Source organism: Bacillus sp. MZGC1 (genome assembly GCF_002998605.1).
Lineage (GTDB): Bacteria > Bacillota > Bacilli > Bacillales > Bacillaceae > Bacillus.
Map to the genome: position 1 here is coordinate 345,354 of NZ_PVRE01000002.1, position 23,330 is coordinate 368,683.

Here is a 23,330-nt window from a genome sequence, read left to right on the forward strand (position 1 = left end):
CATTCCCGTCATACCGCCGCCAATGGCGATCGCCTGCTCATATGTCATAGGTTGTCTCACAACATGCGCCTCCAATGAATATACAAAATGATTACATGACCATTTCATCATATGTTGATGCTTAAATTATAGCAAATTTGCGTTTTGTTGAATATAGAGAGGGAATCTCCTTCTTTTTACTCGTACATATGAGAAATAACTTTAAACATCATCATTATTTTTAAAAAATAACTATTATTTTAAGAAGGACTACCGATAAATAACATAAGGGGGTAGAGAAATTGGATATACTACAGAGTATTGTGACAGCAGCACCTTATATGATGCAGATTTTAAAAAATGAAGTGACGATGGGTATCATTGACCGAGAGAAATTTTTGCTGTATTTGCCATCGAAAGATGTTGATTTTCAAATTCGAGCTGGTGAACATATTAAAGCAGATGATCTGAATATGAAAAAAGCGCTGAGAGGTGAGACATCAAGTATGTTTGTACCTGAATCAGTGTATGGAGTACCATTAAATGCAATGGGATTGCCAATTTATGATGAAAATGGGCAAGTGATTGGTGCCCTCGCTTTAGGATTTCCGCTCAAAAATCAAATAGAGCTTGAAGCATATATGGAGTCATTAAATGACATCATTCAAAGTATTCAAGAAAAGGTGCACGTGGTGGCGGCACATTCAGAGGAGCTTTCTGCTACAAGTGAGGAGATGACCTTACAAACGCAGCAAACACTTGAAAGCTCGAAACAAACAGCCGATATTACAAAAATGATTAAAGGCATCTCGAAACAAACGAGTTTGCTAGGATTGAATGCGTCAATTGAAGCGGCCAGGGCAGGAAAAGAGGGAGCTGGTTTTAGTGTTGTAGCAAGTGAGGTTCAAAAGCTTTCAAGTGAAACTTCACGTGCAACAGAAAACATCGAAAGCTCATTGCAAGGGATTTCCTCCAATATACATACATTACTTGAGAGTATGGGCCATATGAAAGGTTCTTCATCTGAACAGGCTTTACTTGTGACGGAGTTTAGCGAAATTGTGGAACGATTGACGATCGTAAGTAAAGAAATGAAAGAATTCATGCAGCATGTGATGTCAACTTAAAAAACGAATCCAAGAGGGATTCGTCTTTTTGATGCGCTATTTTCTCTTGTTCTGATCAAAGCGATAATCATACGTGTCGCCCTTCACCACATTTAAAAACTCATGTCCAATTTGAACAAGCTGTCCGTTTTTCCATTTGATGAGAGGGTCTTTGTCAGGGTATTTCCAGTAAATCGTCTTCTTACGGTGGGTCAGTTTGTTTTCAATTTCTGCTCTAACTGCGTTTTCCTTTAGCTTTCCTCCGCTATGCTGATAGGTGTTGATGATGTACATTCCGTCAGGTGATGACATCGAGCGGATGAATGTTCCGTGAGACACGCCTTGAAGAGAGAAGCATTTCCAATAAATAATGCCAGCGAAGCTAAGGAGTAAGATGATAAGGATGAGGGTGGTTTTCTTTTTTAACATGAAAAATTCCTCCAGATGTAGATCACAATATTTCTAATTTATGAGAGAGAATACAAAAAGATTCATATAGTCCAAAAGTTCTATTCGTTTCAATTATCGGTCATTTTTTCTCAAAATTCAACAGAAAGCCGTAAATGTAAGGAAAATTTAAGGAAGAATTCAAGTGGTGTATTTGATTCGAAACCTCTTTACAAAAGAATAAGGGATCAGTAGACTTATGCTCATATAGAGAAATGGGGCAGATGACATGAGACAAATCATCGATACGTATCAAAGTTATGAAGAGCTTTCCGCTCATGAAAGAATAGGAATTGATTATCGAATTCTTCACGAGCGGAAAGGTGACCAGCTTCTGGTTTTGTCGCCTCATGCCGGAGGAATTGAATCCGGCGTGAGTGAGCTCATTCATGAAATATCTAGTGATTATTCTATGTATTTATTTGAAGGCCTTAAAGTAAAAGGCAATCATGTTCTTCATATTACAAGTACACGTTTTGATGAGCCGGTTTGCCTTTCACAGGTGCATACCCATCATTATACGTTTGCACTCCATGGTTACGGAGAAACAGAGGTGCTTCAAACGTTAGTGGGAGGTACGGACAGAGAAAGAGCGGCAGAAACTGTGAAACGTTTAACGCTAAATGGCTTTCACGCATTGCTTCTATCTGAATCTGATCGTTTTTCTGGAACACATCCTGATAATATTAATAACCAATGTCTGACGGGAAAAAGTGTACAACTTGAAATTAGTCAGGCGCAAAGAAGAGCATTTTTTCAAGACTTTAGGCGTCGCTACCGGCGTGATACACAAACTGAACAATTTTATCGGTACACAAATGTACTCAAACAAGTATTAGCCCTTTATGAATAAACTATTATCGTTTTATGTGATGATTTACGTTTGATAAACAGCTTCTTTTTCTGCGACCTTTTCTGCTTTCATTAAATAAGACGTAAACTCCTGTTGAAAGCGAATGCCTGCTTTTCGCTGTTCGAATAAGGCAAGCCGCTTTTCAGCAAAAGCTCTGGTGACGTGAAACGTTTGAGCAATATGCAAAATGGCTTGCTGCCGAAGGGTTGGAAGCTTCATTTGCAGCAGCATAAAGGTTGGAACACAAAAGTGATACATGAATTGTTTTGCCTGAAACTCCTGCAGTTCTCGAAAAAGTTTGTTCATTTTGAAATGATTGCCTGTATGCTTTAGCACATGACAAAGCTCGTGGGCAAAATCCTGCCATTGTTCTTCAGGTGATAGGGATCTGTTTAATATAATACTGTAAAGACCTTGATGTTGGATCATCATGCTGCCAGTCTCCTCGTAGTGGACCCATACATGAAATTCAGAAGCGATCCTTTGCATCTCTCTATAAGCGGGACCGCTTATTTGTAATTGAGCATATAACCGCTTAATATCTTCTTCTAAATGGGTTAAAAAACCAGTCATTTAAAAAACCTCCATACAAACGTATGTTCTATTTTTGGCGTAAAAGAAAAGCCCATATAGGACTAAATAGCTAATTGAGCTATTACTTACTTTTTATATCGGCTTATTTTTAACAATTTTAACATAAATTCAAGGAAAAATGGAAGTAATTCCTGTTTTTTTCTGTATTTTTGCACTTTCCACTACTAAAAAGAGTGATTGAATTCAAATTTTACCATAGTCTTCTCATGAAAACAAACAAGTATTGTCTTACGAACGCCACCGATTGATGAGAAAGATCAATTCAATCTAGCAAAAGGGAGTGCAGAACATGGTACAAATTTATCAAGATTTTATTCCAGTTGGAAACGGAAACCGCCCAGGATATGCGATGACACCAGAGTATGTGACGGTGCATAACACAGCAAACACGTCAAAGGGAGCGGATGCGAAAAGTCATGCGGCCTATGTAAAACGCCCAGCGACAGAGGTGAGCTGGCATTTTACAGTGGATGATCATGAAATCTTTCAGCATCTGCCGTTAAATGAAAATGGCTGGCATGCAGGGGATGGACATGGGAATGGTAACCGGAAGTCGATCGGAATTGAAATTTGTGAGAATGAAGATGGAAATTTTCAGCAAGCGGTCAAACATGCACAATGGCTTATTCAAAAGCTATTAAAAGAACATCACATTCCGCTAGCAAACGTGGTCACACATCAGTACTGGTCTGGAAAAGCATGTCCACGCCAGCTTCTTTCTACATGGGATGAATTTAAAAAAGGGATTGAAACGGCAGAAGATCCGGAGCCGGTCATCACGTATGTCGTGAAAAGCGGAGATACGTTAACGAGTATTGCGAAAGCTCATGGGGTCACAGTTCAAGATTTACAGAAGTGGAATGACATTAGTGATCCGAATAAGATTCAAATTGGACAGGTTCTCAAAATTTATCGTAACGATGCAAAGAGCACGTATGAGCTGCCAGATGGGGTTTTAAAGGTGACGTCTCCATTGACAAAGGGAGAGCACGTACGCCTCGTCCAACAGGCGCTTGCTACTGTTTATTTTTATCCTGATAAAGCAGCTGCAAATAAAGGAATAGACGGAGTTTACGGAGAAAAAACGGCGAACGCCGTAGCGCGTTTTCAGCTGGTAAATGGTCTGACAAGTGATGGGGTATACGGACCTAAAACGAAGGAAAAACTTCTGAAGCTGTTAAGTAAGTGAGTGTTTCTGTTTGTATGATTGGATGACTGCTTCACTTTGCTCATTTAATCGACGCATATAAGGCGACGACTTATATTCAGCAAACTGAACATATCTCAATTGTTTGATTTTCTTTTTCATTTATTGGCACCTCAATCGTTGCAACGTATAGATTATTGTATGCAAGTCTATGTAAAAATGGAAGCAGGACGCGGATTTTGTTCCGCGTCCTTTAGTGTAATCAAGCCCTTTTATTTTTATACTCATCCAAGAGCTGTTCATTCTTTTTGAAAATACGCTCTGTATGGGGGCTTACTTTGTAATCCGCCATACTGATATGGTGCTTTTTCTTTAAAATCTTAAAAGGGTTTTTCTTGCGATTGTTGTTATTCCCTTGAAGTGCGTGGTCCATCTTCATCACCTTCCTCTTCGTCAGGCAAGATTAGGTCATAAATTGTTGTAAGTGACGTCATTAATAAATAGTCGAACTCAGTGACAATGTCATCAGAGGTAAGCTTAATGACGAAGTGATCATCTGCTACAGAAAACGGGATGAGCACCAATTTGCCGAAATCATCGTAATAGACTTCCTGCCTGTCAAGCTTCGCCTGAATAAGAGCTCGCTGGTCAAGTGTCCGCAGCAGGTCATCTTTTTGTTCCTGCGTATCGTATGGACAAAGAACCGCTTGAATATTCATCTTGTCGGCAAAAGAATAAATGAGCCGTTCAATTCCCTCTATATATGCCTCTACACTTCCATAATATACATGGATCGGTTCGTTTTTCAATAGGTATTGGTACGTTTTTAGTTTGTTGAGGTAAGAATGAAGTAGATCGTTATTTTGTTCTAGGAGTTGGTGGGTGTCGGTTTCTAGTTCGTGATTTCCGAGTTTTTTAATATAGGAGCTGAGAAAGATGAATGCATCGGTTAATGCAAAAAAAACAGCAATAATCAAGTAGTGCATCCAATCGGTGAAGATTGAAGAAGGGTCATTTGTCCAGTACACAACAGCACCAGCTACATAAATCCAATACCACGTTTTTCGAATGGCAAACATCTTTTCTTTTACTTTTTGTTCAAAACGCCATACGGCAAATACATATACAGCAAGGGCACCTAGCAATAACCACACGGTCAATTGAAAAAATAATAGCATGTTCTTCTCTCCCATAGACAGATGGATACTTATTTATTTCTATGGATATGATTGGAAACCCTGCTTCATGAAAAAATGGCTTGTAGGAACAAGGTGTTGAAGTGTGCGGGCAAATAAAAAAAGACCTGTCAGACAGGTCTTTGATATTAGATAATCGCATTTAACACAAAGTATATAAGAGCCCCTAGAGTTCCTGAAATCGGTAATGTGATCACCCAAGTGACAAGCATGCGTTTTGCCGTACCCCAGTTTACTCCTTTTACTCTGTGTGCAGAACCTACACCTAGAATAGAAGATGAGATCACGTGAGTGGTACTAACAGGTAAGTGAATAAATGTCGCACCGAAGATAATCGCTGCACCCGTTAAATCGGCAGATACTCCGTTTACTGGACGAATTTTCATAATTTTACCGCCGACTGTTTTAATAATCTTCCAGCCGCCAATAGAAGTACCTAGTCCCATTGCAAGCGCACAAGAGAATTGTACCCAGAAAGGAATGTCGTCTGTTGTATGCAAATTACCTGCAATTAAAGCCATCGTAATAATTCCCATCGCTTTTTGCGCATCGTTTGTTCCGTGGGTATACGATTGCAGTGCAGCAGTTAAAATTTGAACACGTCGGAATTGTTTATTTGTTTTTGCGAGATTGTTGTTTCTGAATACAAATTTGATAATGGTATACACGATATATCCCAATACGAAAGCTAGGATAGGTGAAAGCAATAGTGCTTGAATGATTTTAATGAATCCCGAATAGTTTAAAGCGCCAAAACCAGCAGAGGCAATAACAGCTCCTGCAATTGATCCGATCAGTGCATGTGAAGAACTACTCGGAATCCCGTAATACCAAGTAAGCAAGTTCCAAGTAATGGCCGCAATTAAAGCAGCCAAAATGACAACAGAACCGTTTTGAAGTGTAAAAGGATCTGCGATGTCTTTTGTGATGGACTTTGCCACACCTGTAAATGTCATTGCTCCTAAGAAGTTCATGAACGCTGCCATAATAATAGCATGTCTAGGCTTTAACGCCTTTGTTGAAACCGAAGTGGCAATGGCATTTGCTGTATCGTGAAATCCGTTGATGAAATCAAAAGCAAGTGCACAAATGACAATAAATATGGTAAGGATGAGTAATGTGTCCATGTTTAACTAACCCCGTTACGCATTCTTCATAATGATTGTTTCTAGATTGTTGGCAACACTTTGACAGGAATCAGCGATTTCTTCAAGTGTTTCGTAAATTTCTTTGTATTGAATGACCTTGATTGGATCAGTTTCTTTTCCAAACAAGTTCTTTAGTGATTTACGATAAAGATTGTCACAATTATGCTCGATCTCTTTGATTTTGATTGCGTGTGGTTGAATATCTTTTAAGCGATTTTCAGCCAGTAAATCGATTGTAATTAAAATTTCCTTTGCACATTCTCTGATGTAGTGGCTGAATTTGTCGATATGTTCGTCAGAGCTTGTCATTGAATAAATTTCCATTGTCGCTGAAAAATGCTCAATTCCATCTAAAACATCGTCGAGGCTATTCGTCAATTGAAGAATGTCTTCACGTTCAATCGGTGTAATAAAGGCTTTGTTCAGCTCTTTAATCATAGTATGAACATGATTATCACCTTTTGTCTCATATTCCTTCAATGTGTCAGAAAATTCTTTCAGAGTGGTTTGATTTGTTACTTTATAGCTAACAAAATACTCAGCAGTTTCATCTAAATTTTTAGCAATTTCCGTTAACAAGACGGAAAACTTGTCTTTTTTCCTTTTTAACATGTAAAAACCCTCCATTGTATAAATGAGACAATGCACACATCAAATAATTATATATTCTTTTGTCGAAAAAAAACAGGTGTAGTCGAAAATTTCTTCACTTTTTCTATTTGATCTTATTCTGACCTAAAGATGTGTTCTCAACACACCTTTTTCAGAAAGGAGAAAAGAAATGAAAAAAGCGGTCCATTTTTGGCGCCGCTTAAAGCTTAAGAAGCTGAATAAATAAGTTTAAATCGCTCGCAAACAAGGAGCATGTCTTCTTTGAATTCTAATCCGTACGGTTTGAGTGCTTCTGTAAAAAATTCTTGATGGGCTCTGTACCAATAGTTATATGAAAGATCGCCTTCACCTTCTGCTTGTGCAAATGATTCTGGAACCTCATTCATTGGCATGACATCTACATGCGTGATCTCTATGATGGCTTTTGGTTCGTCATGGCTGTCCAAAATGACCGCATATTGTCCTGCCTTTGGAAGCGGCTCCTGTTCCTTTTCGTAAAAAAGGTGTCCAGAACAAGTCGCTGTTTTTTTCCCTTGCAGAACAAGGTCAAGCAATTGATCTGGGTCTGCTCCAAATGCCCAAGCGGAAACAGACGCGTCAATTGGTGCACTTTCTGATTTTTCTTCCCAATATGTTTCCCAAAATAAGGTGCTTTTCTGATTCATCATTCTTCCCCCTTTGTGATGTGTTTATTATACCGTGAAATCAAATACATGGAAGTATAGTGTCTTTATCCCTACTGAGTAAGTATGTCATATGTTTTGAAAATCCGCTTTATATTTGATGAATATAGGATGATAGAATGAAAAATTTAGAAATTTTAGAATAATCTATTGTATTCTGGTCAAGAAGTCGGTAAGGTCAAAGTAAGAATATGGAAGGGGTGTTGTGTATGAAACGCATTTCTCTAACTATTTTGTCCATATGTCTGTTGGTTTTCTCGTTTTTTCTGCCTGTCAGTCAGGTCACTGCAAACGAAACTCATGGGAATAAAGTAGCTGTTGGGAAGGATGGCATGGTGGCTACTGCCCATCCGCTCGCATCAGAAGTGGGTGCAGATGTATTAAAGAAAGGTGGAAACGCTGTTGACGCTGCTGTTGCCATCCAGTACGCACTGAATGTGACAGAGCCAATGATGTCTGGAATTGGCGGCGGAGGATTTATGATGGTTTATGATGGGAAGACTAAAGAAACATCCATCATCAATAGTCGAGAAAGAGCACCACAAGGCGCAACACCAGACATGTTTTTAACAGATGAGGGGGAAGTCATCCCGTTCGCTGAGCGATCCACACACGGTAATGCTGTTGGTGTTCCAGGGACTGTAAAAGGTCTTGAGGCGGCATTAGATAAGTGGGGGACCCGCTCGATGAAGGAATTGATTAAGCCTTCCATTCAGCTTGCAGAGGATGGATTTGAAATCGATTCTGTCCTGGCAAAAGCCATTGATGATCATCAAGGAAAATTGAAAAAAACGGCCGCAGCGCCAATCTTTCTTCCAGATGATCAGCCGCTCAAAGAAGGGGACCTCCTAGTTCAGCCAGGTCTTGCAAAAACATTTAAGCTCATTGCGAAAAAAGGAAGCAAAGCATTTTATGAAGGAAAAGTAGCAAAGGCACTTGCAAATACAGTCCAAGATTTTGGCGGAACGATGACAACTGATGACATTGATCGTTATGAGGTCAAGACTGACAAGCCTATCTGGGGAGACTATAAAGGATATCAGCTTGCAAGTATGCCTCCACCAAGCTCAGGCGGGGTGTTTATGCTGCAAATGCTCAAAATACTTGATCACTTTAACCTATCTCAATATGACCCCAAATCATTCGAAAAATATCAGCTGCTTGCTGAAACGATGCATCTCTCCTATGCTGACCGTGCTGCATATGCCGGCGACCCCGAATTCGTAGATGTTCCACTAAAAGGACTATTAGACGATGATTACATTTCAGAAAGAGCCTCTCTTATTGAATTAGATCAAATGAATCGTAACCCGAAAGAAGGAGATCCATGGGCGTATGAGGATGAAAAAACCCCATCCCCTATTGTCCCGCAGCCAGAAGATAAAACCATTGGTGAGACCACACATTTTACTGTTGCCGATCAGTGGGGAAATGTTGTGTCATTCACAACAACCATTGAACAGTTATTTGGTACAGGGATTCTCGTCCCGGAATATGGATTTTTCTTAAACAATGAACTAACAGATTTTGATGCAAGACCTGGCGGAGCAAATGAAGTTCAGCCGAATAAACGTCCATTATCCAGTATGACACCGACCATCATATTCAAAGATAACGAGCCTGTCATGACAGTAGGTTCACCGGGAGGAACGACCATCATTGCTTCTGTTTCACAAACCATATTGAATTTGCTTGAATATGACATGGAGCTTCAGGATGCAGTTGAAGAACCAAGGATTTATACAAACAGCCCAACTTCTTATCGTTATGAAGTAGGTGTCCCTCTCGATGTGAGAACAAAGCTTAATGATATGGGGCATCGTTTTGGCAACTCGCCTATTGATATAGGAAATGTTCAAGCTCTACTCATTGATCGAAAAGCAGGAACCTTTACTGGAGTGGCTGACTCCTCGAGAAACGGGACTGCTGTTGGCGTCAATTTAAAGCTCTCTGCCCAATAAGAACATTTCCCGGGAAAAGAAGCGCCTCTTATGGCGTTTCTTTTTTGTCTAAATATAAGGAAAACAGTAGAAAACTGAGAATAGTTTGAATCATACATAGCTGATCAGACAACCGAAGGCTCTTGGCCATTTGAAGTACAGGACTGTGATGTATTTCAATGGCTAAGGGCCTTTTTTGCGTATGAATGACAAGGTTGTTGCTGACATCAAAGAGCAAGTACATGAGCTTTTAGAGAGAGGAAGTCACATTTAATAAGAAGTAGAGCATAGTTGAAGAAAGATGCAAAAAAGACTGCATCTTTTTTTATAAAATTTTTCCTAGGAACATTGACTTATAATTTAGAATATTATAATATCTTTACAAAGGTAACAACATTGAACATTTTTCGGTAATTATATTTGTAAGCGCTTTATAAAAGGTTCTATTCCAAAATGTTCTTTCTTTTTGTTACATGTGTTCATATTTATGCCAAATGAAAGGGGTGGTTGTTTGAACAACTTGTTTGAGTTAGATGAACAGCTGATCAAGCTGCAGTACGATGCATCTTCGAGAGAGGAGGTGACCACATATTTAGCGGAGCGATTAGAAGCGGGAGGATATATTAAGTCGAGCTTTTTACCAGCGGTACTTGAAAGAGAAAAAACATATCCTACGGGCCTTCCACTTGCGACCTTTGGGGTAGCGATTCCACATACAGATCCTGAGCATGTGAACAAACCTGCGATTAGTGTAGCCACTTTAAAGGAACCTGTTATCTTTCACAAGATGGGGAGCCCTGATGAAACTGTGCTAGCCAAAATTGTGTTCGTCCTAGCAATCTCTGAACCTAGTAAGCAGCTCGTGATGTTAGAGAAGCTCATGACACTTTTTAGAAAAGAAGAGGTGATGACGAGGCTGTCTCACATGACATCGTATGAAGAAGCGGTTGCCGTGCTTGAGCAAGAATTAAACCAATAGCCTTTCACAAAAATAATGTAAGCGCTTTATTTGAGAAATCCAGGAGGTGGATGTATGATCAAGCAAGTTGTCGATTTTATATTAGACCTTGGGCCAACTATTATGCTTCCGATTATTATGACGATTTTCGGTATGATTTTAAGGCAAGGCTTTAAGAAATCCTTCCGAGCCGGTATTACGATCGGAATTGGATTTGTCGGCGTCAACCTTGTCATTAATTTGCTTGTGAGCGGCCTTGGGCCAGCAGCAAAAGCCATGGTTAATTCCCTTGGGCTAAAGCTCGATATTTTGGATGTTGGATGGCCGATTGGAGCTGCTATATCCTTTGGTACACCCGTTGCCCCTTTGATGATTCCTCTTGTGCTTTTGTTAAATGTCATCTTATTGTCCGTTAACTTTACGAAAACGCTGAATGTGGATATTTGGAACTTCTGGCATTTGATTTTCGCAGCCTCCGTGACTTACTACGCTTATCATAATATGTTCTTGGCCCTTGCTGTTGGTTTAATCGTCTCTGCTATCACGCTTAAATTAGCCGATTGGACGGCACCGACAATCGAACACCATTTTGGATTAAAAGGCGTATCGATGGCTCATGCTGAAACGGTCAACTTCGCGCCGCTTATGTATGCGTCCAACCGTATCATTGACAAGATCCCTGGCTTAAACAAAATTCATGCTGATCCAGAAACATTGAAGAAACGTTTTGGCATTTTTGGCGAACCGCTTGTGATGGGTCTCATACTTGGTATCATTATTGGTCTTCTAGGCGGCTATGATGCGAAAGGCGTCATGACGCTTGGTATTCAAATGGCAGCAGTTCTTGTACTAATGCCAAGAATGGTTGCGTTATTAATGGAAGGTCTTATTCCAATCTCTGAGGGCGCTCGTTCTTATATTCAAAAGCGTTTCCCTGGGAAAAATGTCTATATTGGTTTAGATACAGCGATTGTGATTGGTCATCCGGCGAATATGGCGGTAGCCCTTCTCATGGTGCCGATTACGATTTTACTTGCTGTCGTTCTGCCTTACAATGGCATGCTCCCGTTTGCAGACTTATCGGTTCTTCCATTTACAGTTGTTTGGGCAGTAGCAGCCGCTCGTGGAAATATTATTCGCGGTCTTATTAACAGCATTTTTACATTGATGATTGTCTTCTTTATCGCAACGAATCTCGCACCGCTTGCGACAACAATGGGGAAAGCAGTCGGCTTTGATTTCCCAGAAGGGGCCAACATGATTTCAGGTATTGACCTTGGTTCCCACGTCATTCCTTGGATCATGGTGAGACTTCTTGATCCGAGCAACCCGTACTTTATTGCAGCCATCATCTGTGCTCTGGCTTATGCGCTTCTATGGTACTGGGTGCGAAATGATATTAAAAAGCAGTATGCGAAAGAAATGGGCTTAGATCAGAAAGAACAATAAACGAGCTGGAGGGATTCTCATGGCAAAGAAAATATTGGTTTCATGCGGAACGGCAGTTGCCACATCGACGGTTGTTGCAAAGAAGGTCGAAGAGACGTTAAAGGAAAAAGGATATGATGTCGTGGTGGAACAGTGTAAGGCATCTGAAGTCCCGCAAAAAGCGGAGGGCGCCGATTTAATCGTGACGACCACGCCAGTGAGTGACACAAAAGGAACGCCTGTGATTCAAACATTATCCTTTTTAACCGGATTTGGCATTGAAGATGATATTGAAAAAATCATAGATCATATTAAGTAAACACTCATTCCATTGAGGAGCTTTCGCGGCTCCTTCCATTTACCTGAAAGGAGGACGTCTCATGCAGCATCATGCTTATAGCCGAACGTCTGCAGTGTTGTCTATTTTTCTTCCAGCCGTGCTCATCTGTCTGTTTTTCCTCTGGTCTCTTTATACGTTAATGTCAGCAGGACCTGAGCCGTTAGCTGTGTTAGGCGTTTATACGCTGCCTATCCTCATGCTTTCTAGTATTACTGGACTGAACCAGCCGACAAACGTCATCATTAGTGAAGATAAGCTGAAAATCGGAGCTTTTGGCAGATGGCACACATATGCGGTCTCTGATATTAAAGGAAAGCTTTTTATCAAGCCGTATCCTCATATCGGGAAAGTCTATGTCAGGGTGGGCCCATCGCGCATATTCGGAGGACGTTACTGGATATCCAGTGAGATGAGTGAGTACAAGCAGCTTGTGCAAACGTTGCAGGATTTTGCGAAGGGTGATGAAAAGGAGGATGCAGCTACATGAAATCAGCTGTCTTTTATTCTTCAGAGAACATTCGGTATGAGGAGCGGAACCGGCCTGCGATTGGTGATGATGAAGTGCTATTAAGAATGCGTGCCTGCGGCTTATGCGGCACGGATATTTACAAGGCAACACATGAGACGGTACCCTCTGGAACGGTGCTAGGGCACGAAATCGCTGGTGATATTGTTGAAACCGGAAAGCATGTGACAAATATCCGAACGGGAGACAGGGTTTATGTTGCGCACCATGTGCCTTGCTTTACCTGTGACTTTTGTCAAAAGGGATTTTATACAATGTGTCCGCAGTTTGCGGCCACTAATGTAGAGCCGGGCGGGTTTTCAGAGTATATCCGCGTACCTGCATTGCATGTCAAGCACACAATGGGCAAGCTCCCGAAGGACGTCTCATATGAGCAAGGGGCAATGGTGGAGCCAGTCGCCTGCTGTCTCCACGGGTTTGAACGAGCACCTGTTCATCCAGGAGATTCTGTGCTGATCCTTGGAGCAGGGCAAATTGGCTGTATCCAACTACAGCTCGCCAAACATTACTTGGCTGGAAAAGTGATGATAACGGATGTGAATGAGAACCGGCTGCTGCAAGCGAGAAATTTAGGTGCAGATGTTGCTTTTCATCCAGCCTCTGAGCCGGTGGAAGACCGGGTCATGAGAGAAACAAATGGAAAGGGAGCAGACCTCGTCATGATATCTGTTGGGAGCAGTGCACTTTTAAAAGAAGCGTTTCAAGCGGTAGCGAGAGGTGGAACGATTTTAGTGTTTGCTCATTTTCCAAAGGGAGACGTCTCCATTCCGGCTGATCGGTTTTTCCATGATGAAGTGAAAGTCGTAGGAGCCTATTCCTCGCATCCTTATCACTATCGTGAAGCCCTTGAGCTTCTAAGGGCAAAAGTAGTCAACACAGAAAATATGGTGACGCACCGTTATCCGTTAAGTCAGCTGCTTCAAGCGATAGAATGTGCAAGGCACCCTGAAGGAGAAAGTGTCAAAATCATGATGTATCCAGATGAATGAGAACATGGGAGATTGGAAGAGAAAGAGAAGTTCTTTAGAAAAGGGCTTGCCTTTCTCTTTTTTCTGACAAAAAATGAAAACGCTTAAAAATGAAAGAGAATTGCTTGACTTCAATGATACTTAAACGTATGATAATTACAAATGTAACATATAAGAACAAATGTAAAGGGGAGAGAAGAAATGCAAAAACAAATCACTTTGCCTGAACAGATTAGTCATGAGAGATTAGCAGATTTATATAAACAAATGTGGTTAGTGAGATATTTTGATGAAAAGGTCGATCAATTCTTTGCCAAAGGACTTATCCATGGAACCACTCACTTATGTGTCGGACAGGAAGCGTCAGCTGTTGGATCGATTGCCGTATTAAAGAATGAAGATAAGATCGTCAGCACACACCGTGGACATGGTCACTGTATTGCAAAAGGTGCAGAGGTCAATAAAATGATGGCAGAACTATTCGGACGTGAGACTGGCTATTGCAAAGGAAAAGGCGGCTCGATGCATATTGCTGATTTAGAAAAAGGGAACCTTGGCGCAAATGGAATCGTTGGCGGCGGTATCCCGCTGGCAACAGGCGCGGCACTTACATCTAAAATGAAACAGGAAGGCTTTGTTGTTCTTTGTTTCTTCGGAGATGGTGCCACAAATGAAGGCAGCTTTCACGAAGCGCTAAATCTTGCATCCATTTGGGATCTGCCTGTTGTGTTCATTTGTGAAAACAACCAGTACGGCATGTCTGGCCCTGTAAAAGAAATGATCAACATTGAAGACATTTCAACAAGAGCAGAAAGCTACGGAATACCAGGAAAATCGATTGATGGAAATGACATGGTCGAGATTATGAACACAGTAGATGAAGCAGTCAGACGCGCAAGAGCTGGAGAAGGTCCATCACTTATTGAAATGAAAACGTATCGCTGGAAGGGTCACTCTAAGAGTGATGCGAAAAAATACCGTACACGTGAAGAAGAAACAGAGTGGAGACAAAAAGACGGAATCAAACGCTTTAAGTCTCTCTTGATTGAACTGAATGTTTTGACAGAAGAGCAGGCAGCGGTTTTACAGGAAAAAGCGAAACAGGAAATTGAAGCGTCTGTTGAATTCGCCAAAAACAGTAAAGAACCGTCAATCGATACACTATTAGAGGATGTATACGCCTAATTAGGAGGGGAATCACGTGACAAAAACAACAGTGAGAGAGATTTCATATTTAGAAGCCGTTCGAGAGGCTATGAGTCAGGAAATGAGAGAGAACCAAGATGTATTCATTTTAGGTGAGGATATCGGCGTATATGGCGGCGCTTTTGGGGTCACGCGCGGCATGATTGAAGAATTCGGTCCAGAGCGTGTACGTAATACACCGATCTCAGAGGCAGCCATCGCAGGAGGCGCAGTCGGAGCGGCTTTGACCGGTATGCGTCCGATTTTAGAACTTCAATTCTCTGACTTTATTACAATCGCGATGGATCAGCTTGTAAACCAAGCGGCCAAAACACGATACATGTTTGGCGGAAAAGGAAAAGTGCCGCTCGTTGTGAGAACACCAGCAGGATCAGGGACGGGTGCCGCAGCGCAGCATTCACAAAGCTTAGAAGCGTGGATGGCTCATATTCCGGGACTAAAGGTGGTTCAGCCTTCAACAGCTTATGATGCCAAAGGACTTTTAAAAGCAGCAATGGATGATGACAACCCTGTCATTTTCTACGAGCATAAGCTTTTATATAAAACAATCGGCGAAGTGCCTGAAGAGCCTTATTCGATTCCTTTAGGGAAAGCTGATGTGAAAAGAAGCGGGAAGGACGTCACGATTGTAGCAACAGCGATTATGGTACACAAAGCGTTAGAAGCGGCGAAGGAACTAGAAGCAGAGGGAATCGATGTTGAAATCATTGATCCAAGAACACTCGTCCCATTAGATGAAGAAACCATAATCGAATCTGTGAAGAAAACAGGTAAATGTATCGTGGTTCATGAGGCGGTCAAACGAGGCGGCTACGGCGGAGAGATTGCAAGTATGATAGCGGAAAGTGAAGCGTTTGACTACTTAGATGCGCCGATTAAACGACTTGGCGGTCTTGCAGTCCCAATACCATACAACCCGACACTGGAAAAAGCGGTCATTCCACAAGTACCAGATATTATTGAAGCAGCAAAAGAGCTTGTACGCTCTTAAATAAAGGGGAGAAGATCATGCCAAAAGAGATATTTATGCCGAAGCTAAGCAGTACGATGGAGATCGGAACCTTGCTTCAATGGTTTAAAGAAGAAGGAGATTCGATTGAAATCGGTGAGCCTCTTTTTGAAATTATGACAGACAAGATCAACATCGAGGTGGAAGCCTATGATGACGGCATTTTTCTAAAGAAATACTACGAAGCTGATGATCAAATTCCAGTCAATGCTGTCATTGGATATATCGGAGAGGCAAATGAACAGGTACCAAGCGAGCCGCCAGCACAGGCAGATGAAGATTCCTCAAAAAGCGGCGAATCGTCTTCACCAGACACGGCTTCATCCAGTTCTACTGAAGCCCCAAAAACATCTGATGAAAAAGTACGTGCCACGCCCGCAGCGAGAAAAACGGCAAAGGATCATCATGTGGCGATTCAAGAGGTATCTGGCACAGGGCCAAAAGGCAGAGTCCAAAAGCGGGACGTCGAGGCAGTCGTTCATTCTAGCGAGAAAGACCAGCGCGTCTCACCTCTTGCAGAAAAAGTCGCTGCTCGTGAAGGAATCGATTTAGCAGCAGTTTCTGGATCTGGCGCTCATGGCAAAATCATGAAGAGTGATGTAAAAGCAGCAGCACAAACAGCAGAGGCTTCGCCTGTGAAAACACAAAAACTAGCTGGGATGAGAAAAGTGATTGCTGATCGCATGTCACAAAGTGCCTTTACAGCACCGCACGTCACATTAACAAGTGAAATTGATATGACGAAAGCGAAAGAAGTGCGTCAGCAGCTACTACCAGCGATTGAAAAAGAGACAGGCTACCGATTGTCGTTTACAGAAATCATCATTCATGCGGTCAGCCATGTACTCACGCGCCACCCGCATATCAATATGACATTTGAACAAAATGAGCTCCATTTCCATGAAGATGTACACATTGGTCTCGCTGTTGCGGTGAAAGACGGCTTGATGGTACCAGTCATTTCTCATGCGAATCAAAAAGGATTAAAACAACTGACAAAAGAAGCGAAAGAAATTGGCAAAAACGCACGTGATCAAAAACTGCTGCCAGACCAGCTGAAAGGGTCCACTTTTACGATTAGTAACTTAGGCATGTATGCCATTGATACTTTTACCCCGATTATTAATCAGCCGGAAGCGGCGATTTTAGGTGTAGGACGGATTCAAGATAAACCTGTTGCAGTGGATGGAGAAATTCAGGTGCGGCCAATGATGGGGGTCAGTTTATCGTTTGATCACCGAGTCGTAGATGGCGCACCAGCGGCTGCCTTTTTAACAGACCTTAAGAAAGTGCTTGAACAACCATTTGAATTGCTAATGTAGGAGATGAATCGGATGACGAAAACGTATGATCTGACAGTCATTGGCGGAGGGCCTGGCGGGTATACTGCCGCCCTTCAAGCAGCTGAGCGCGGACGGAAGGTTGCTTTGATTGAAGAGGATTTTTTAGGCGGTACTTGTTTAAATCGAGGCTGTATCCCTTCAAAGACCCTGCTGAAACATGCAGAAGTGATTGAATCCATTGAAAAGGCGAAAAGCTGGGGAATCGAAACAGGTGACATGATCCTTTCCTTCGATAAAATGAGAAAGCGCAAAGATGACGTCATTGAAAAGCTCAGAGGCGGAATCGCCTTTTTATTAAAGCAAGGAAAGATTGATGTGTATAATGGCAGAGGCACAGCTGTGACAAAGCATCGGATTGAGATTGAAAAACAAGGTGGATCACAATCGATTGAAACGAAAGAACTGATCATTGCCACCGGATCTACACCGGCCATTCCGCCAATACCGGGGCTTAGAGACATTCAATTTGATACAAGTGATACGATCTTTGACATCTCAGATATCCCAGCTTCTGTCGTCATCATTGGCGGAGGTGTCATTGGGCTTGAGCTTGCTTGTATTTTCCAGAGTCTTCAATCAAAAGTCACCATTATTGAAGCAGCACCGTCCATTATTCCGCAAGAGGATGAAGAAGCATCTAAGCTGCTAGAAAGAGAATTGAAGAAAAAGGGCATCCATATCGCGAAGAAAACCACTGTGACAGAGGTAACGGAAAGCGAAGGAGTCAAAGCGGTTCATGCAACAGATGATAAAGGGGAGACACACATCTTTACGGCGGAAAGACTGCTTGTCTGCGTTGGAAGAAGACCGAATGTATCAGCTGTTAGCCAGCTTGATCTTCAACTGGATGGTCCGTTTATCAAGGTGAATGATCAGATGCAGACAAGTGCTGAGGGTGTATATGCAGTTGGGGATGTCGCTGGCGGCTATCAGCTGGCTCATGCGGCGATGGCAGAGGCAGCCGTTGCAGTCAGCAATATTTGTGGTGAGCATGAAAAAATGAATGCTGATATTATGCCTAGATGTATTTATACATTACCAGAGGTAGCAAGTGTCGGTCTTACGGAGAAAGAGGCAAAAGCCAAAGGGCTTCACGTACAAACAGAACGATTTGATTTAGCGGCAAGCGGTAAAGCGCTAGCGGCAGGTGTTCAATCAGGCTTTATTAAATTGTTGTACGATACAGCATATGGTGAAGTGATCGGCGCGACGATGGTTGGTCCGCATGTCACAGAGATGATTTCAGAAGCTTCCTCCTTTATGTATTTAGAAGGAACAGCAGAAGAGATGGCGAAAATGATTCATCCGCATCCGACCATCTCAGAAGGTTTTTATGAAGCAGCTCTTGATATCGTGAGTAAGCTGAGAAAATAAATGCCAAACAAGGGATAGGGAGGAGATGCATGTGCACGTCCAGCTTCATCAGAAAGCGGCACTTGTGACAGGTAGCACAGATGGATTTGGAGAAGCCATCTGCCTGGCTTTAGCCCGGGCAGGTGCACATGTTTTTTTACACACATTTTATGATGAATCAAAGGCTAGATCCATTTATGAAGACATTCAAAAAATGGGCGGTCAGGCGAGTATCATCATGAACCCGCTAGAAACACCGCGTGATGCCACGCGTATGCTGAGGCAAGTGATCGATACATGCGGGAAACTAGATATTTTGGTCAATCAAGCAGCGCAAGGAGCGGAAGCGGAGCTTGATGCCGCTCACCCTGATAAATGGGTGGACGAAGTGGAATCAGCTGTGAATACTGTCTTTCTTTCCAGTCAAGCCGCCGTATGGCACATGGTGGACCAGAAGCAAGGCTGTATTATTAATATATCGTCATCAGGCAGTATTACAGGTGATGGCGGGATCTCACATGCTACATCGAATTCTATGCTGAATGCCATGACAAAAGGGCTGGCGCGAGAATTTAAAGACAAAGGTATCCGTGTGCTCGCCCTATTGCCGCCTCCTCTCCATTTGGTTTCTGACACAGAGCAAACCAAGGAGACTGTGGCCCATATGACGGTCTTTTTAAGTACATCATATGGCGCATTTACAGATGGTGCAGCGATTATGCTTGATGGGGGTGAGAGTGCTGGATAATGATCAAAAACCAGTTCTCATCGTTGGCGGTGCCCAAGGGATTGGAAAGGAAATTGCCGAGCGTTTTTTAAAAGAAGGATACAGAGTGGCTGTGTCCGATATAGATGAACAAGGACTTTCACTTTTAAAAAAACAGCACTCTGAGCTGCTGACATTTCAAGCTGACGTTTCATCGTGGGAAAGTGTTCAGCAGATGATCTCAGCAGCTGAAAGGGAGCTAGGCGGCATTGCTCATCTTGTGTATTCAGCAGGGATGACAAAATCACTTCCTTTTTTAGAAGTCGATTTTTCACTTTGGAAAAAGACACTGGCTGTGAACTTGTATGGTCTTTATTATTGCATCAAAGCGTCAGCACCTTATATATGTGAGCGGCAAGAAGGAAGCATTGTCATGATTGGATCAGGATCTGCTATAACTGGCTCAGGCGGCGGAATTCAGTATTACGCCTCAAAAGCAGGTGCTTTTGGCCTGATGCGTTCGCTTGTAAAGGAATTAGGGGCACACCAGGTGCGTATCAATGTGATTGCACCCCGTGTGATTGAATCTCAAATGCTTGATACGCTCTATCCTACTGAGGAGGAGAAAAAGCAGCTGCAATCGCTTATACCTGTTGGGAGATTAGGAAGACCTGAGGATATCGCAGGACTCACTTTATTTCTCACAAGTGACGAGGGAAGCTATTTGCACGGACAAATTATCCTGCTAGACGGCGGGAGAACGTATCAGCCAAAATATACGGAGGGAAAAAGAGCGAAGAGGTAATCGCTCTTTTTGTCATTTTCGTAACAATTGTTCCAATTAGAAACGAATGTTTGGTATACTGGGAATCATAGTATATTAAAAGGATGATGTCACATGCTGAATTGGGAAGAAAGACGACAGCTCGTCAAAGTTGCTCATCTTTATTATACAGACGGGTGGACGCAGCAGGAAATCGCAAAAAAGCTCAATGTCTCAAGACCAGTCATTTCAAAGCTCTTACAAAAAGCAAAAGATGTGGGAATCGTTGAGGTGTACATTAAGGACGAAAGTATTCATACGGTGGAGCTGGAAAAGCAGCTAGAAACAACATTTCAATTAACAGATGCTGTCGTTGTCCCAAGTGTCGGGACAATGTCTGAGATGGTGAAACGGGCAGTCGGTCAAGCAGGTGCCTATTATCTATCTAAAAACATGAAAGATGCGGAGAAAATCGGCATTTCATGGGGAACCACACTGGCTGAGCTTGTAAAGGAATACCCGTTTGAGCGAAGAAACGATGTGAAGGTCATTCCATTAGAGGGCGGAATGGGCAGGCAGGCAGTTGACATTCATGCCAATCAGCTGGCATATGAGCTGGCAAAGAAAATGAATGGCACGTGTTCCTATTTATATGCTCCGGCGATTTTAGAAACAGAAGAATTAAAAGAGCGGCTTATGGCAATGCAGGATATAGAAGCTGTGCTTGAAGAAGGTAGAAATGTAGATATTGCCCTCATCGGTATTGGCAACCCGCATAAAGGTTCAACGTTAAAAACAGTTGGTTACTTAAAGGAAGAGGATTTATCTGGTTTAAGGCAATCAGGGGCTGTTGGTGATATTGGCTTTCGTTTCTTTGACGGTCAAGGCAAACCTGTCCAAGATGAACTGAATCAAAAGGTCATTGGTTTATCACTGGAACAGTTAAAGAGCGTCAAAACGGTCATCGCTGTTGTAGAAGGAACCCATAAAGCTGAAAGTATTTTAGGGGCTTTAAATGGCGGCTTCATACAAGTGCTGGTGACAGACGAACTAACGGCGGCAGCCATTTTAAAGGAAGCTTCCGTCCAATAAACGGCTGATAGCAATCGAATTGTATAAAAAGAGCAACATCAAACGAGAAAGGAGCTGTGTATCTTGAAGAAAACCGAAATGGAAGCAAACCTACATTGTACTCGGTGCCAAGAAGAGACCCTCCACAGCATCGTTTATGTGAATGATCAGATGAAAAGCGTTGAGTGTACAGAGTGTCATCAGAAGATCAGTGTGCAAGTCGACATCATGAAGGAATTTTACAAAGAAGTATACGAAAAAATTGCGACAAAGCCGAAGCGGATGACGCAGGAATATAAGGCGAATTTGAATGGATTTATCTCAAGACTCCCAATCCGCGTGCTTAGTAAGCCATACCGGCTCATGAGATATTTAAACGAATCATACAAAGTGATCAAGCAATATAAAAAATAGCAGAGCGCTGTTTAGCGCTCTGCTTTTTTTTGTGCTTTTTTCATATAATAATAAATAGGCAGTCCAGCAATCCCGATCAGCATGGAGATTAGACAGCTTTTCCAGTCGGTGATCATGGTGCTGATTAAGACGAATAAAGAACCGATAATCGCAACGATCGGTGTGAGCGGGTAAAGTGGTACGCTATAAGCACGCTCCATTCCGCTATTTTGTTTTCTCAGCTTAAAGACTGCGAAAAAGGCCATGACATAAAAGATGTAGATCATGAAGATCGAAACCTCTGACAGCTTTTCTGGATTACTGACGATCATAAACACAATGGCGATCAAAATTTGCACAAATACAGCAATCCAAGGTGTTTTGAAGGTAGGGTGAATACGCGAAATCGCGTTTGCGAAAGGAATTTGCTTTCGTTCAGCCATCGCGAAAATCACACGTGGGAATGAAAGAACCTTTCCGTTCAAACAGCCAAAGATACTAATGATGATTCCGATACTAATGACCTTACCGCCGATTGGTCCAAAGAGCATTGTCGCAGCAGTACTTGTCGCATTTTCACCTAGCTGGACGATTTGATCTGCTGGTAACACGTGCAAAAGAGCGACATTAATAAAGAGATAACAAGCCGTGACGATTAAAATCCCGCCTGCCATTGCACGAGGAAGCAGCTTCTCTGGGTTTTTCATTTCACCGCCAAGTGCTGCAAGCAATATCCAGCCATCATAGGCAAACAACGTAGCCAAAATCGCTGCACCGAAGTTCATTTGAGCGATACTATCGTTGACAGCCATAAAGATATTTTCGTTTCCTTTCCATAAGCCAAACACAATAATAGCGGCAATCGGAACAAGCTTTCCGATGGTGGTCAGCCCTTGTACAAAACCGCCGTATTTCGTTCCCATAATATTGATCAAACATAAAAATAAAACAGTGATAATGCCAATTGTTGTCGACCATAAAGAAGAAAGAGAAAATAAATTGGCTAACAATGAACCAAAATAAAGACCGAGCGCACCAATGATGGCAGGTCCGTAAATGATAATCTGCACCCAGCCGCATAAGTAGCCCCAAAACTCACCGTACACTTCTTCAAGATAAGCGTACAATCCACCAGTCCGAGGGATTTGTGTGCCAATTTCAGCAACAGTCAGTCCGCCTGCAAGGGTTAAAATTCCACCTAGCAGCCAAGCAAATAAGGCGATGTCTGAGCTTCCTGAATAGGAAAGGACGTTGCCTGGCTTCATAAAGACGCCGGACCCGATAATGGTCCCGATGACAAGAGATAGGGCAAAAAATAAGCCGATGTCCTGTTTTAACGCTGGTTGTTCTTTGTTCATTACACACGACCTCCTGCATCACTTTCGTACGTTACTGTGACATGTATTTTGTTCATTGTAATACGATTTTAGGAAAACAAGAATTAAAAAAATTTTCTGATTTTCGCATTTGTATTTAAAAGTGTTCGTTTATTGGAGATATCAGGATGAACGTTGCTTAAAAAACGAACGATAAAAGATTATTTTTGATTTAATGTTAATTT

25 protein-coding genes are annotated in these 23,330 nt (G+C 42.1%); 17 read left to right on the forward strand and 8 right to left on the reverse strand.

Annotated features, from left to right (window positions below; all coding sequences use genetic code 11):
• The first annotated feature begins 281 nt into the window (after positions 1-281).
• On the forward strand, positions 282-1,106 hold the full coding sequence (locus tag C6Y06_RS06935) for a methyl-accepting chemotaxis protein (RefSeq protein WP_106036716.1): 825 nt from the start codon (positions 282-284) through the stop codon (positions 1,104-1,106).
• A gap of 36 nt (positions 1,107-1,142) precedes the next feature.
• Here the strand turns inward: C6Y06_RS06935 and C6Y06_RS06940 are convergent, their stop codons facing one another.
• Positions 1,143-1,514 (reverse strand): DUF5412 domain-containing protein, encoded by a 372-nt coding sequence (locus C6Y06_RS06940; RefSeq protein ID WP_034663103.1) that lies wholly within the window; start codon positions 1,512-1,514, stop codon positions 1,143-1,145.
• Positions 1,515-1,761: 247 nt separating this feature from the next.
• Here C6Y06_RS06940 and C6Y06_RS06945 point away from each other — a divergent pair, with 247 nt between their 5' ends.
• The gene (locus C6Y06_RS06945) at positions 1,762-2,385 is read left to right on the forward strand and encodes a poly-gamma-glutamate hydrolase family protein (protein WP_034663100.1); all 624 of its coding nucleotides are present in this window, start codon (positions 1,762-1,764) and stop codon (positions 2,383-2,385) included.
• Between the two features lie 24 nt (positions 2,386-2,409).
• Here the strand turns inward: C6Y06_RS06945 and C6Y06_RS06950 are convergent, their stop codons facing one another.
• Positions 2,410-2,958 (reverse strand): ImmA/IrrE family metallo-endopeptidase, encoded by a 549-nt coding sequence (locus C6Y06_RS06950; protein WP_060596065.1) that lies wholly within the window; start codon positions 2,956-2,958, stop codon positions 2,410-2,412.
• 310 nt (positions 2,959-3,268) lie between these two features.
• Here C6Y06_RS06950 and C6Y06_RS06955 point away from each other — a divergent pair, with 310 nt between their 5' ends.
• On the forward strand, positions 3,269-4,168 hold the full coding sequence (locus C6Y06_RS06955) for an N-acetylmuramoyl-L-alanine amidase (RefSeq protein ID WP_106036717.1): 900 nt from the start codon (positions 3,269-3,271) through the stop codon (positions 4,166-4,168).
• 220 nt (positions 4,169-4,388) lie between these two features.
• Here C6Y06_RS06955 and C6Y06_RS06960 read toward each other — a convergent pair whose 3' ends face one another.
• The 5 genes from C6Y06_RS06960 to C6Y06_RS06980 form a co-directional block, all read right to left on the reverse strand.
• Positions 4,389-4,565: a type II toxin-antitoxin system SpoIISB family antitoxin gene (locus tag C6Y06_RS06960; protein WP_080869520.1), complete on the reverse strand. Its 177-nt coding sequence runs from the start codon at positions 4,563-4,565 to the stop codon at positions 4,389-4,391.
• Positions 4,534-5,304, reverse strand: a complete 771-nt coding sequence (locus C6Y06_RS06965; RefSeq protein WP_106036718.1) for a type II toxin-antitoxin system SpoIISA family toxin — start codon at positions 5,302-5,304, stop codon at positions 4,534-4,536. The genes C6Y06_RS06960 and C6Y06_RS06965 overlap by 32 nt, the downstream gene beginning before the upstream one ends.
• A gap of 146 nt (positions 5,305-5,450) precedes the next feature.
• On the reverse strand, positions 5,451-6,449 hold the full coding sequence (locus tag C6Y06_RS06970; RefSeq protein WP_034663089.1) for an inorganic phosphate transporter: 999 nt from the start codon (positions 6,447-6,449) through the stop codon (positions 5,451-5,453).
• 15 nt (positions 6,450-6,464) lie between these two features.
• A complete protein-coding gene (locus C6Y06_RS06975; RefSeq protein WP_003212390.1) occupies positions 6,465-7,082 on the reverse strand; it encodes a DUF47 domain-containing protein in 618 nt (205 codons plus the stop codon).
• Positions 7,083-7,288: 206 nt separating this feature from the next.
• A complete protein-coding gene (locus tag C6Y06_RS06980) occupies positions 7,289-7,747 on the reverse strand; it encodes an ASCH domain-containing protein (RefSeq protein ID WP_106031535.1) in 459 nt (152 codons plus the stop codon).
• A gap of 227 nt (positions 7,748-7,974) precedes the next feature.
• Here C6Y06_RS06980 and ggt point away from each other — a divergent pair, with 227 nt between their 5' ends.
• The 14 genes from ggt to C6Y06_RS07050 all read left to right on the forward strand — a co-directional run bounded on the left by ggt (position 7,975) and on the right by C6Y06_RS07050 (position 21,790).
• Positions 7,975-9,726: a gamma-glutamyltransferase gene (gene ggt / locus C6Y06_RS06985; RefSeq protein ID WP_106036719.1), complete on the forward strand. Its 1,752-nt coding sequence runs from the start codon at positions 7,975-7,977 to the stop codon at positions 9,724-9,726.
• A gap of 490 nt (positions 9,727-10,216) precedes the next feature.
• A complete protein-coding gene (locus tag C6Y06_RS06990) occupies positions 10,217-10,684 on the forward strand; it encodes a PTS sugar transporter subunit IIA (RefSeq protein ID WP_060596068.1) in 468 nt (155 codons plus the stop codon).
• Between the two features lie 54 nt (positions 10,685-10,738).
• On the forward strand, positions 10,739-12,112 hold the full coding sequence (locus tag C6Y06_RS06995; RefSeq protein ID WP_060596069.1) for a PTS galactitol transporter subunit IIC: 1,374 nt from the start codon (positions 10,739-10,741) through the stop codon (positions 12,110-12,112).
• A gap of 19 nt (positions 12,113-12,131) precedes the next feature.
• On the forward strand, positions 12,132-12,410 hold the full coding sequence (locus C6Y06_RS07000; protein WP_003212259.1) for a PTS sugar transporter subunit IIB: 279 nt from the start codon (positions 12,132-12,134) through the stop codon (positions 12,408-12,410).
• Between the two features lie 61 nt (positions 12,411-12,471).
• Positions 12,472-12,918, forward strand: coding sequence for a hypothetical protein (locus C6Y06_RS07005; protein ID WP_003211419.1), 447 nt, complete (start codon positions 12,472-12,474; stop codon positions 12,916-12,918).
• Entirely contained in the window at positions 12,915-13,946 is a 1,032-nt protein-coding gene (locus tag C6Y06_RS07010) for an alcohol dehydrogenase catalytic domain-containing protein (protein WP_106031538.1), read from the forward strand. Before C6Y06_RS07005 ends, C6Y06_RS07010 begins: the two co-directional genes overlap by 4 nt.
• Positions 13,947-14,126: 180 nt before the next feature.
• Positions 14,127-15,110 carry a thiamine pyrophosphate-dependent dehydrogenase E1 component subunit alpha gene (locus C6Y06_RS07015; RefSeq protein WP_106036720.1) on the forward strand — a complete coding sequence of 328 codons (984 nt, stop codon included), beginning with the start codon at positions 14,127-14,129 and terminating at the stop codon, positions 15,108-15,110.
• Positions 15,111-15,141: 31 nt separating this feature from the next.
• Positions 15,142-16,122, forward strand: coding sequence for an alpha-ketoacid dehydrogenase subunit beta (locus C6Y06_RS07020; RefSeq protein ID WP_034620051.1), 981 nt, complete (start codon positions 15,142-15,144; stop codon positions 16,120-16,122).
• Positions 16,123-16,139: 17 nt separating this feature from the next.
• On the forward strand, positions 16,140-17,462 hold the full coding sequence (locus tag C6Y06_RS07025) for a dihydrolipoamide acetyltransferase family protein (protein WP_106036721.1): 1,323 nt from the start codon (positions 16,140-16,142) through the stop codon (positions 17,460-17,462).
• A gap of 12 nt (positions 17,463-17,474) precedes the next feature.
• Positions 17,475-18,857, forward strand: coding sequence for a dihydrolipoyl dehydrogenase (lpdA, locus tag C6Y06_RS07030; RefSeq protein ID WP_106036722.1), 1,383 nt, complete (start codon positions 17,475-17,477; stop codon positions 18,855-18,857).
• A 25-nt stretch (positions 18,858-18,882) separates the two neighbouring features.
• Positions 18,883-19,584, forward strand: coding sequence for an SDR family NAD(P)-dependent oxidoreductase (locus tag C6Y06_RS07035; RefSeq protein ID WP_223251439.1), 702 nt, complete (start codon positions 18,883-18,885; stop codon positions 19,582-19,584).
• Positions 19,562-20,347, forward strand: a complete 786-nt coding sequence (locus C6Y06_RS07040; RefSeq protein WP_066031001.1) for an SDR family NAD(P)-dependent oxidoreductase — start codon at positions 19,562-19,564, stop codon at positions 20,345-20,347. The genes C6Y06_RS07035 and C6Y06_RS07040 overlap by 23 nt, the downstream gene beginning before the upstream one ends.
• Before the next feature lie 93 nt (positions 20,348-20,440).
• Positions 20,441-21,397: a sugar-binding transcriptional regulator gene (locus C6Y06_RS07045; protein ID WP_034663059.1), complete on the forward strand. Its 957-nt coding sequence runs from the start codon at positions 20,441-20,443 to the stop codon at positions 21,395-21,397.
• A 63-nt stretch (positions 21,398-21,460) separates the two neighbouring features.
• Positions 21,461-21,790, forward strand: a complete 330-nt coding sequence (locus C6Y06_RS07050; protein ID WP_008358910.1) for a hypothetical protein — start codon at positions 21,461-21,463, stop codon at positions 21,788-21,790.
• Between the two features lie 11 nt (positions 21,791-21,801).
• Here the strand turns inward: C6Y06_RS07050 and C6Y06_RS07055 are convergent, their stop codons facing one another.
• Positions 21,802-23,127, reverse strand: coding sequence for an APC family permease (locus C6Y06_RS07055; RefSeq protein WP_060596076.1), 1,326 nt, complete (start codon positions 23,125-23,127; stop codon positions 21,802-21,804).
• Between the last annotated feature and the right edge of the window lie 203 nt (positions 23,128-23,330).

What these genes read in the sequence shown, in the direction of transcription:
- C6Y06_RS06965 (WP_106036718.1), bottom strand. Translation starts at nt 5,304, where the DNA reads ATGCTATTATTTTTTCAATTGACCGTGTGGTTATTGCTAGGTGCCCTT.
- C6Y06_RS06960 (WP_080869520.1), bottom strand. Translation starts at nt 4,565, where the DNA reads ATGAAGATGGACCACGCACTTCAAGGGAATAACAACAATCGCAAGAAA.
- C6Y06_RS07055 (WP_060596076.1), bottom strand. Translation starts at nt 23,127, where the DNA reads ATGAACAAAGAACAACCAGCGTTAAAACAGGACATCGGCTTATTTTTT.
- C6Y06_RS07005 (WP_003211419.1), top strand. Translation starts at nt 12,472, where the DNA reads ATGCAGCATCATGCTTATAGCCGAACGTCTGCAGTGTTGTCTATTTTT.
- C6Y06_RS06970 (WP_034663089.1), bottom strand. Translation starts at nt 6,449, where the DNA reads ATGGACACATTACTCATCCTTACCATATTTATTGTCATTTGTGCACTT.
- C6Y06_RS07015 (WP_106036720.1), top strand. Translation starts at nt 14,127, where the DNA reads ATGCAAAAACAAATCACTTTGCCTGAACAGATTAGTCATGAGAGATTA.
- C6Y06_RS06995 (WP_060596069.1), top strand. Translation starts at nt 10,739, where the DNA reads ATGATCAAGCAAGTTGTCGATTTTATATTAGACCTTGGGCCAACTATT.
- C6Y06_RS07045 (WP_034663059.1), top strand. Translation starts at nt 20,441, where the DNA reads ATGCTGAATTGGGAAGAAAGACGACAGCTCGTCAAAGTTGCTCATCTT.
- C6Y06_RS07035 (WP_223251439.1), top strand. Translation starts at nt 18,883, where the DNA reads ATGCATGTGCACGTCCAGCTTCATCAGAAAGCGGCACTTGTGACAGGT.
- C6Y06_RS06980 (WP_106031535.1), bottom strand. Translation starts at nt 7,747, where the DNA reads ATGAATCAGAAAAGCACCTTATTTTGGGAAACATATTGGGAAGAAAAA.
- C6Y06_RS06945 (WP_034663100.1), top strand. Translation starts at nt 1,762, where the DNA reads ATGAGACAAATCATCGATACGTATCAAAGTTATGAAGAGCTTTCCGCT.
- C6Y06_RS07025 (WP_106036721.1), top strand. Translation starts at nt 16,140, where the DNA reads ATGCCAAAAGAGATATTTATGCCGAAGCTAAGCAGTACGATGGAGATC.
- C6Y06_RS06950 (WP_060596065.1), bottom strand. Translation starts at nt 2,958, where the DNA reads ATGACTGGTTTTTTAACCCATTTAGAAGAAGATATTAAGCGGTTATAT.
- C6Y06_RS07000 (WP_003212259.1), top strand. Translation starts at nt 12,132, where the DNA reads ATGGCAAAGAAAATATTGGTTTCATGCGGAACGGCAGTTGCCACATCG.
- C6Y06_RS06940 (WP_034663103.1), bottom strand. Translation starts at nt 1,514, where the DNA reads ATGTTAAAAAAGAAAACCACCCTCATCCTTATCATCTTACTCCTTAGC.
- C6Y06_RS06955 (WP_106036717.1), top strand. Translation starts at nt 3,269, where the DNA reads ATGGTACAAATTTATCAAGATTTTATTCCAGTTGGAAACGGAAACCGC.
- lpdA (WP_106036722.1), top strand. Translation starts at nt 17,475, where the DNA reads ATGACGAAAACGTATGATCTGACAGTCATTGGCGGAGGGCCTGGCGGG.
- C6Y06_RS07010 (WP_106031538.1), top strand. Translation starts at nt 12,915, where the DNA reads ATGAAATCAGCTGTCTTTTATTCTTCAGAGAACATTCGGTATGAGGAG.
- C6Y06_RS07040 (WP_066031001.1), top strand. Translation starts at nt 19,562, where the DNA reads ATGGGGGTGAGAGTGCTGGATAATGATCAAAAACCAGTTCTCATCGTT.
- C6Y06_RS06975 (WP_003212390.1), bottom strand. Translation starts at nt 7,082, where the DNA reads ATGTTAAAAAGGAAAAAAGACAAGTTTTCCGTCTTGTTAACGGAAATT.
- ggt (WP_106036719.1), top strand. Translation starts at nt 7,975, where the DNA reads ATGAAACGCATTTCTCTAACTATTTTGTCCATATGTCTGTTGGTTTTC.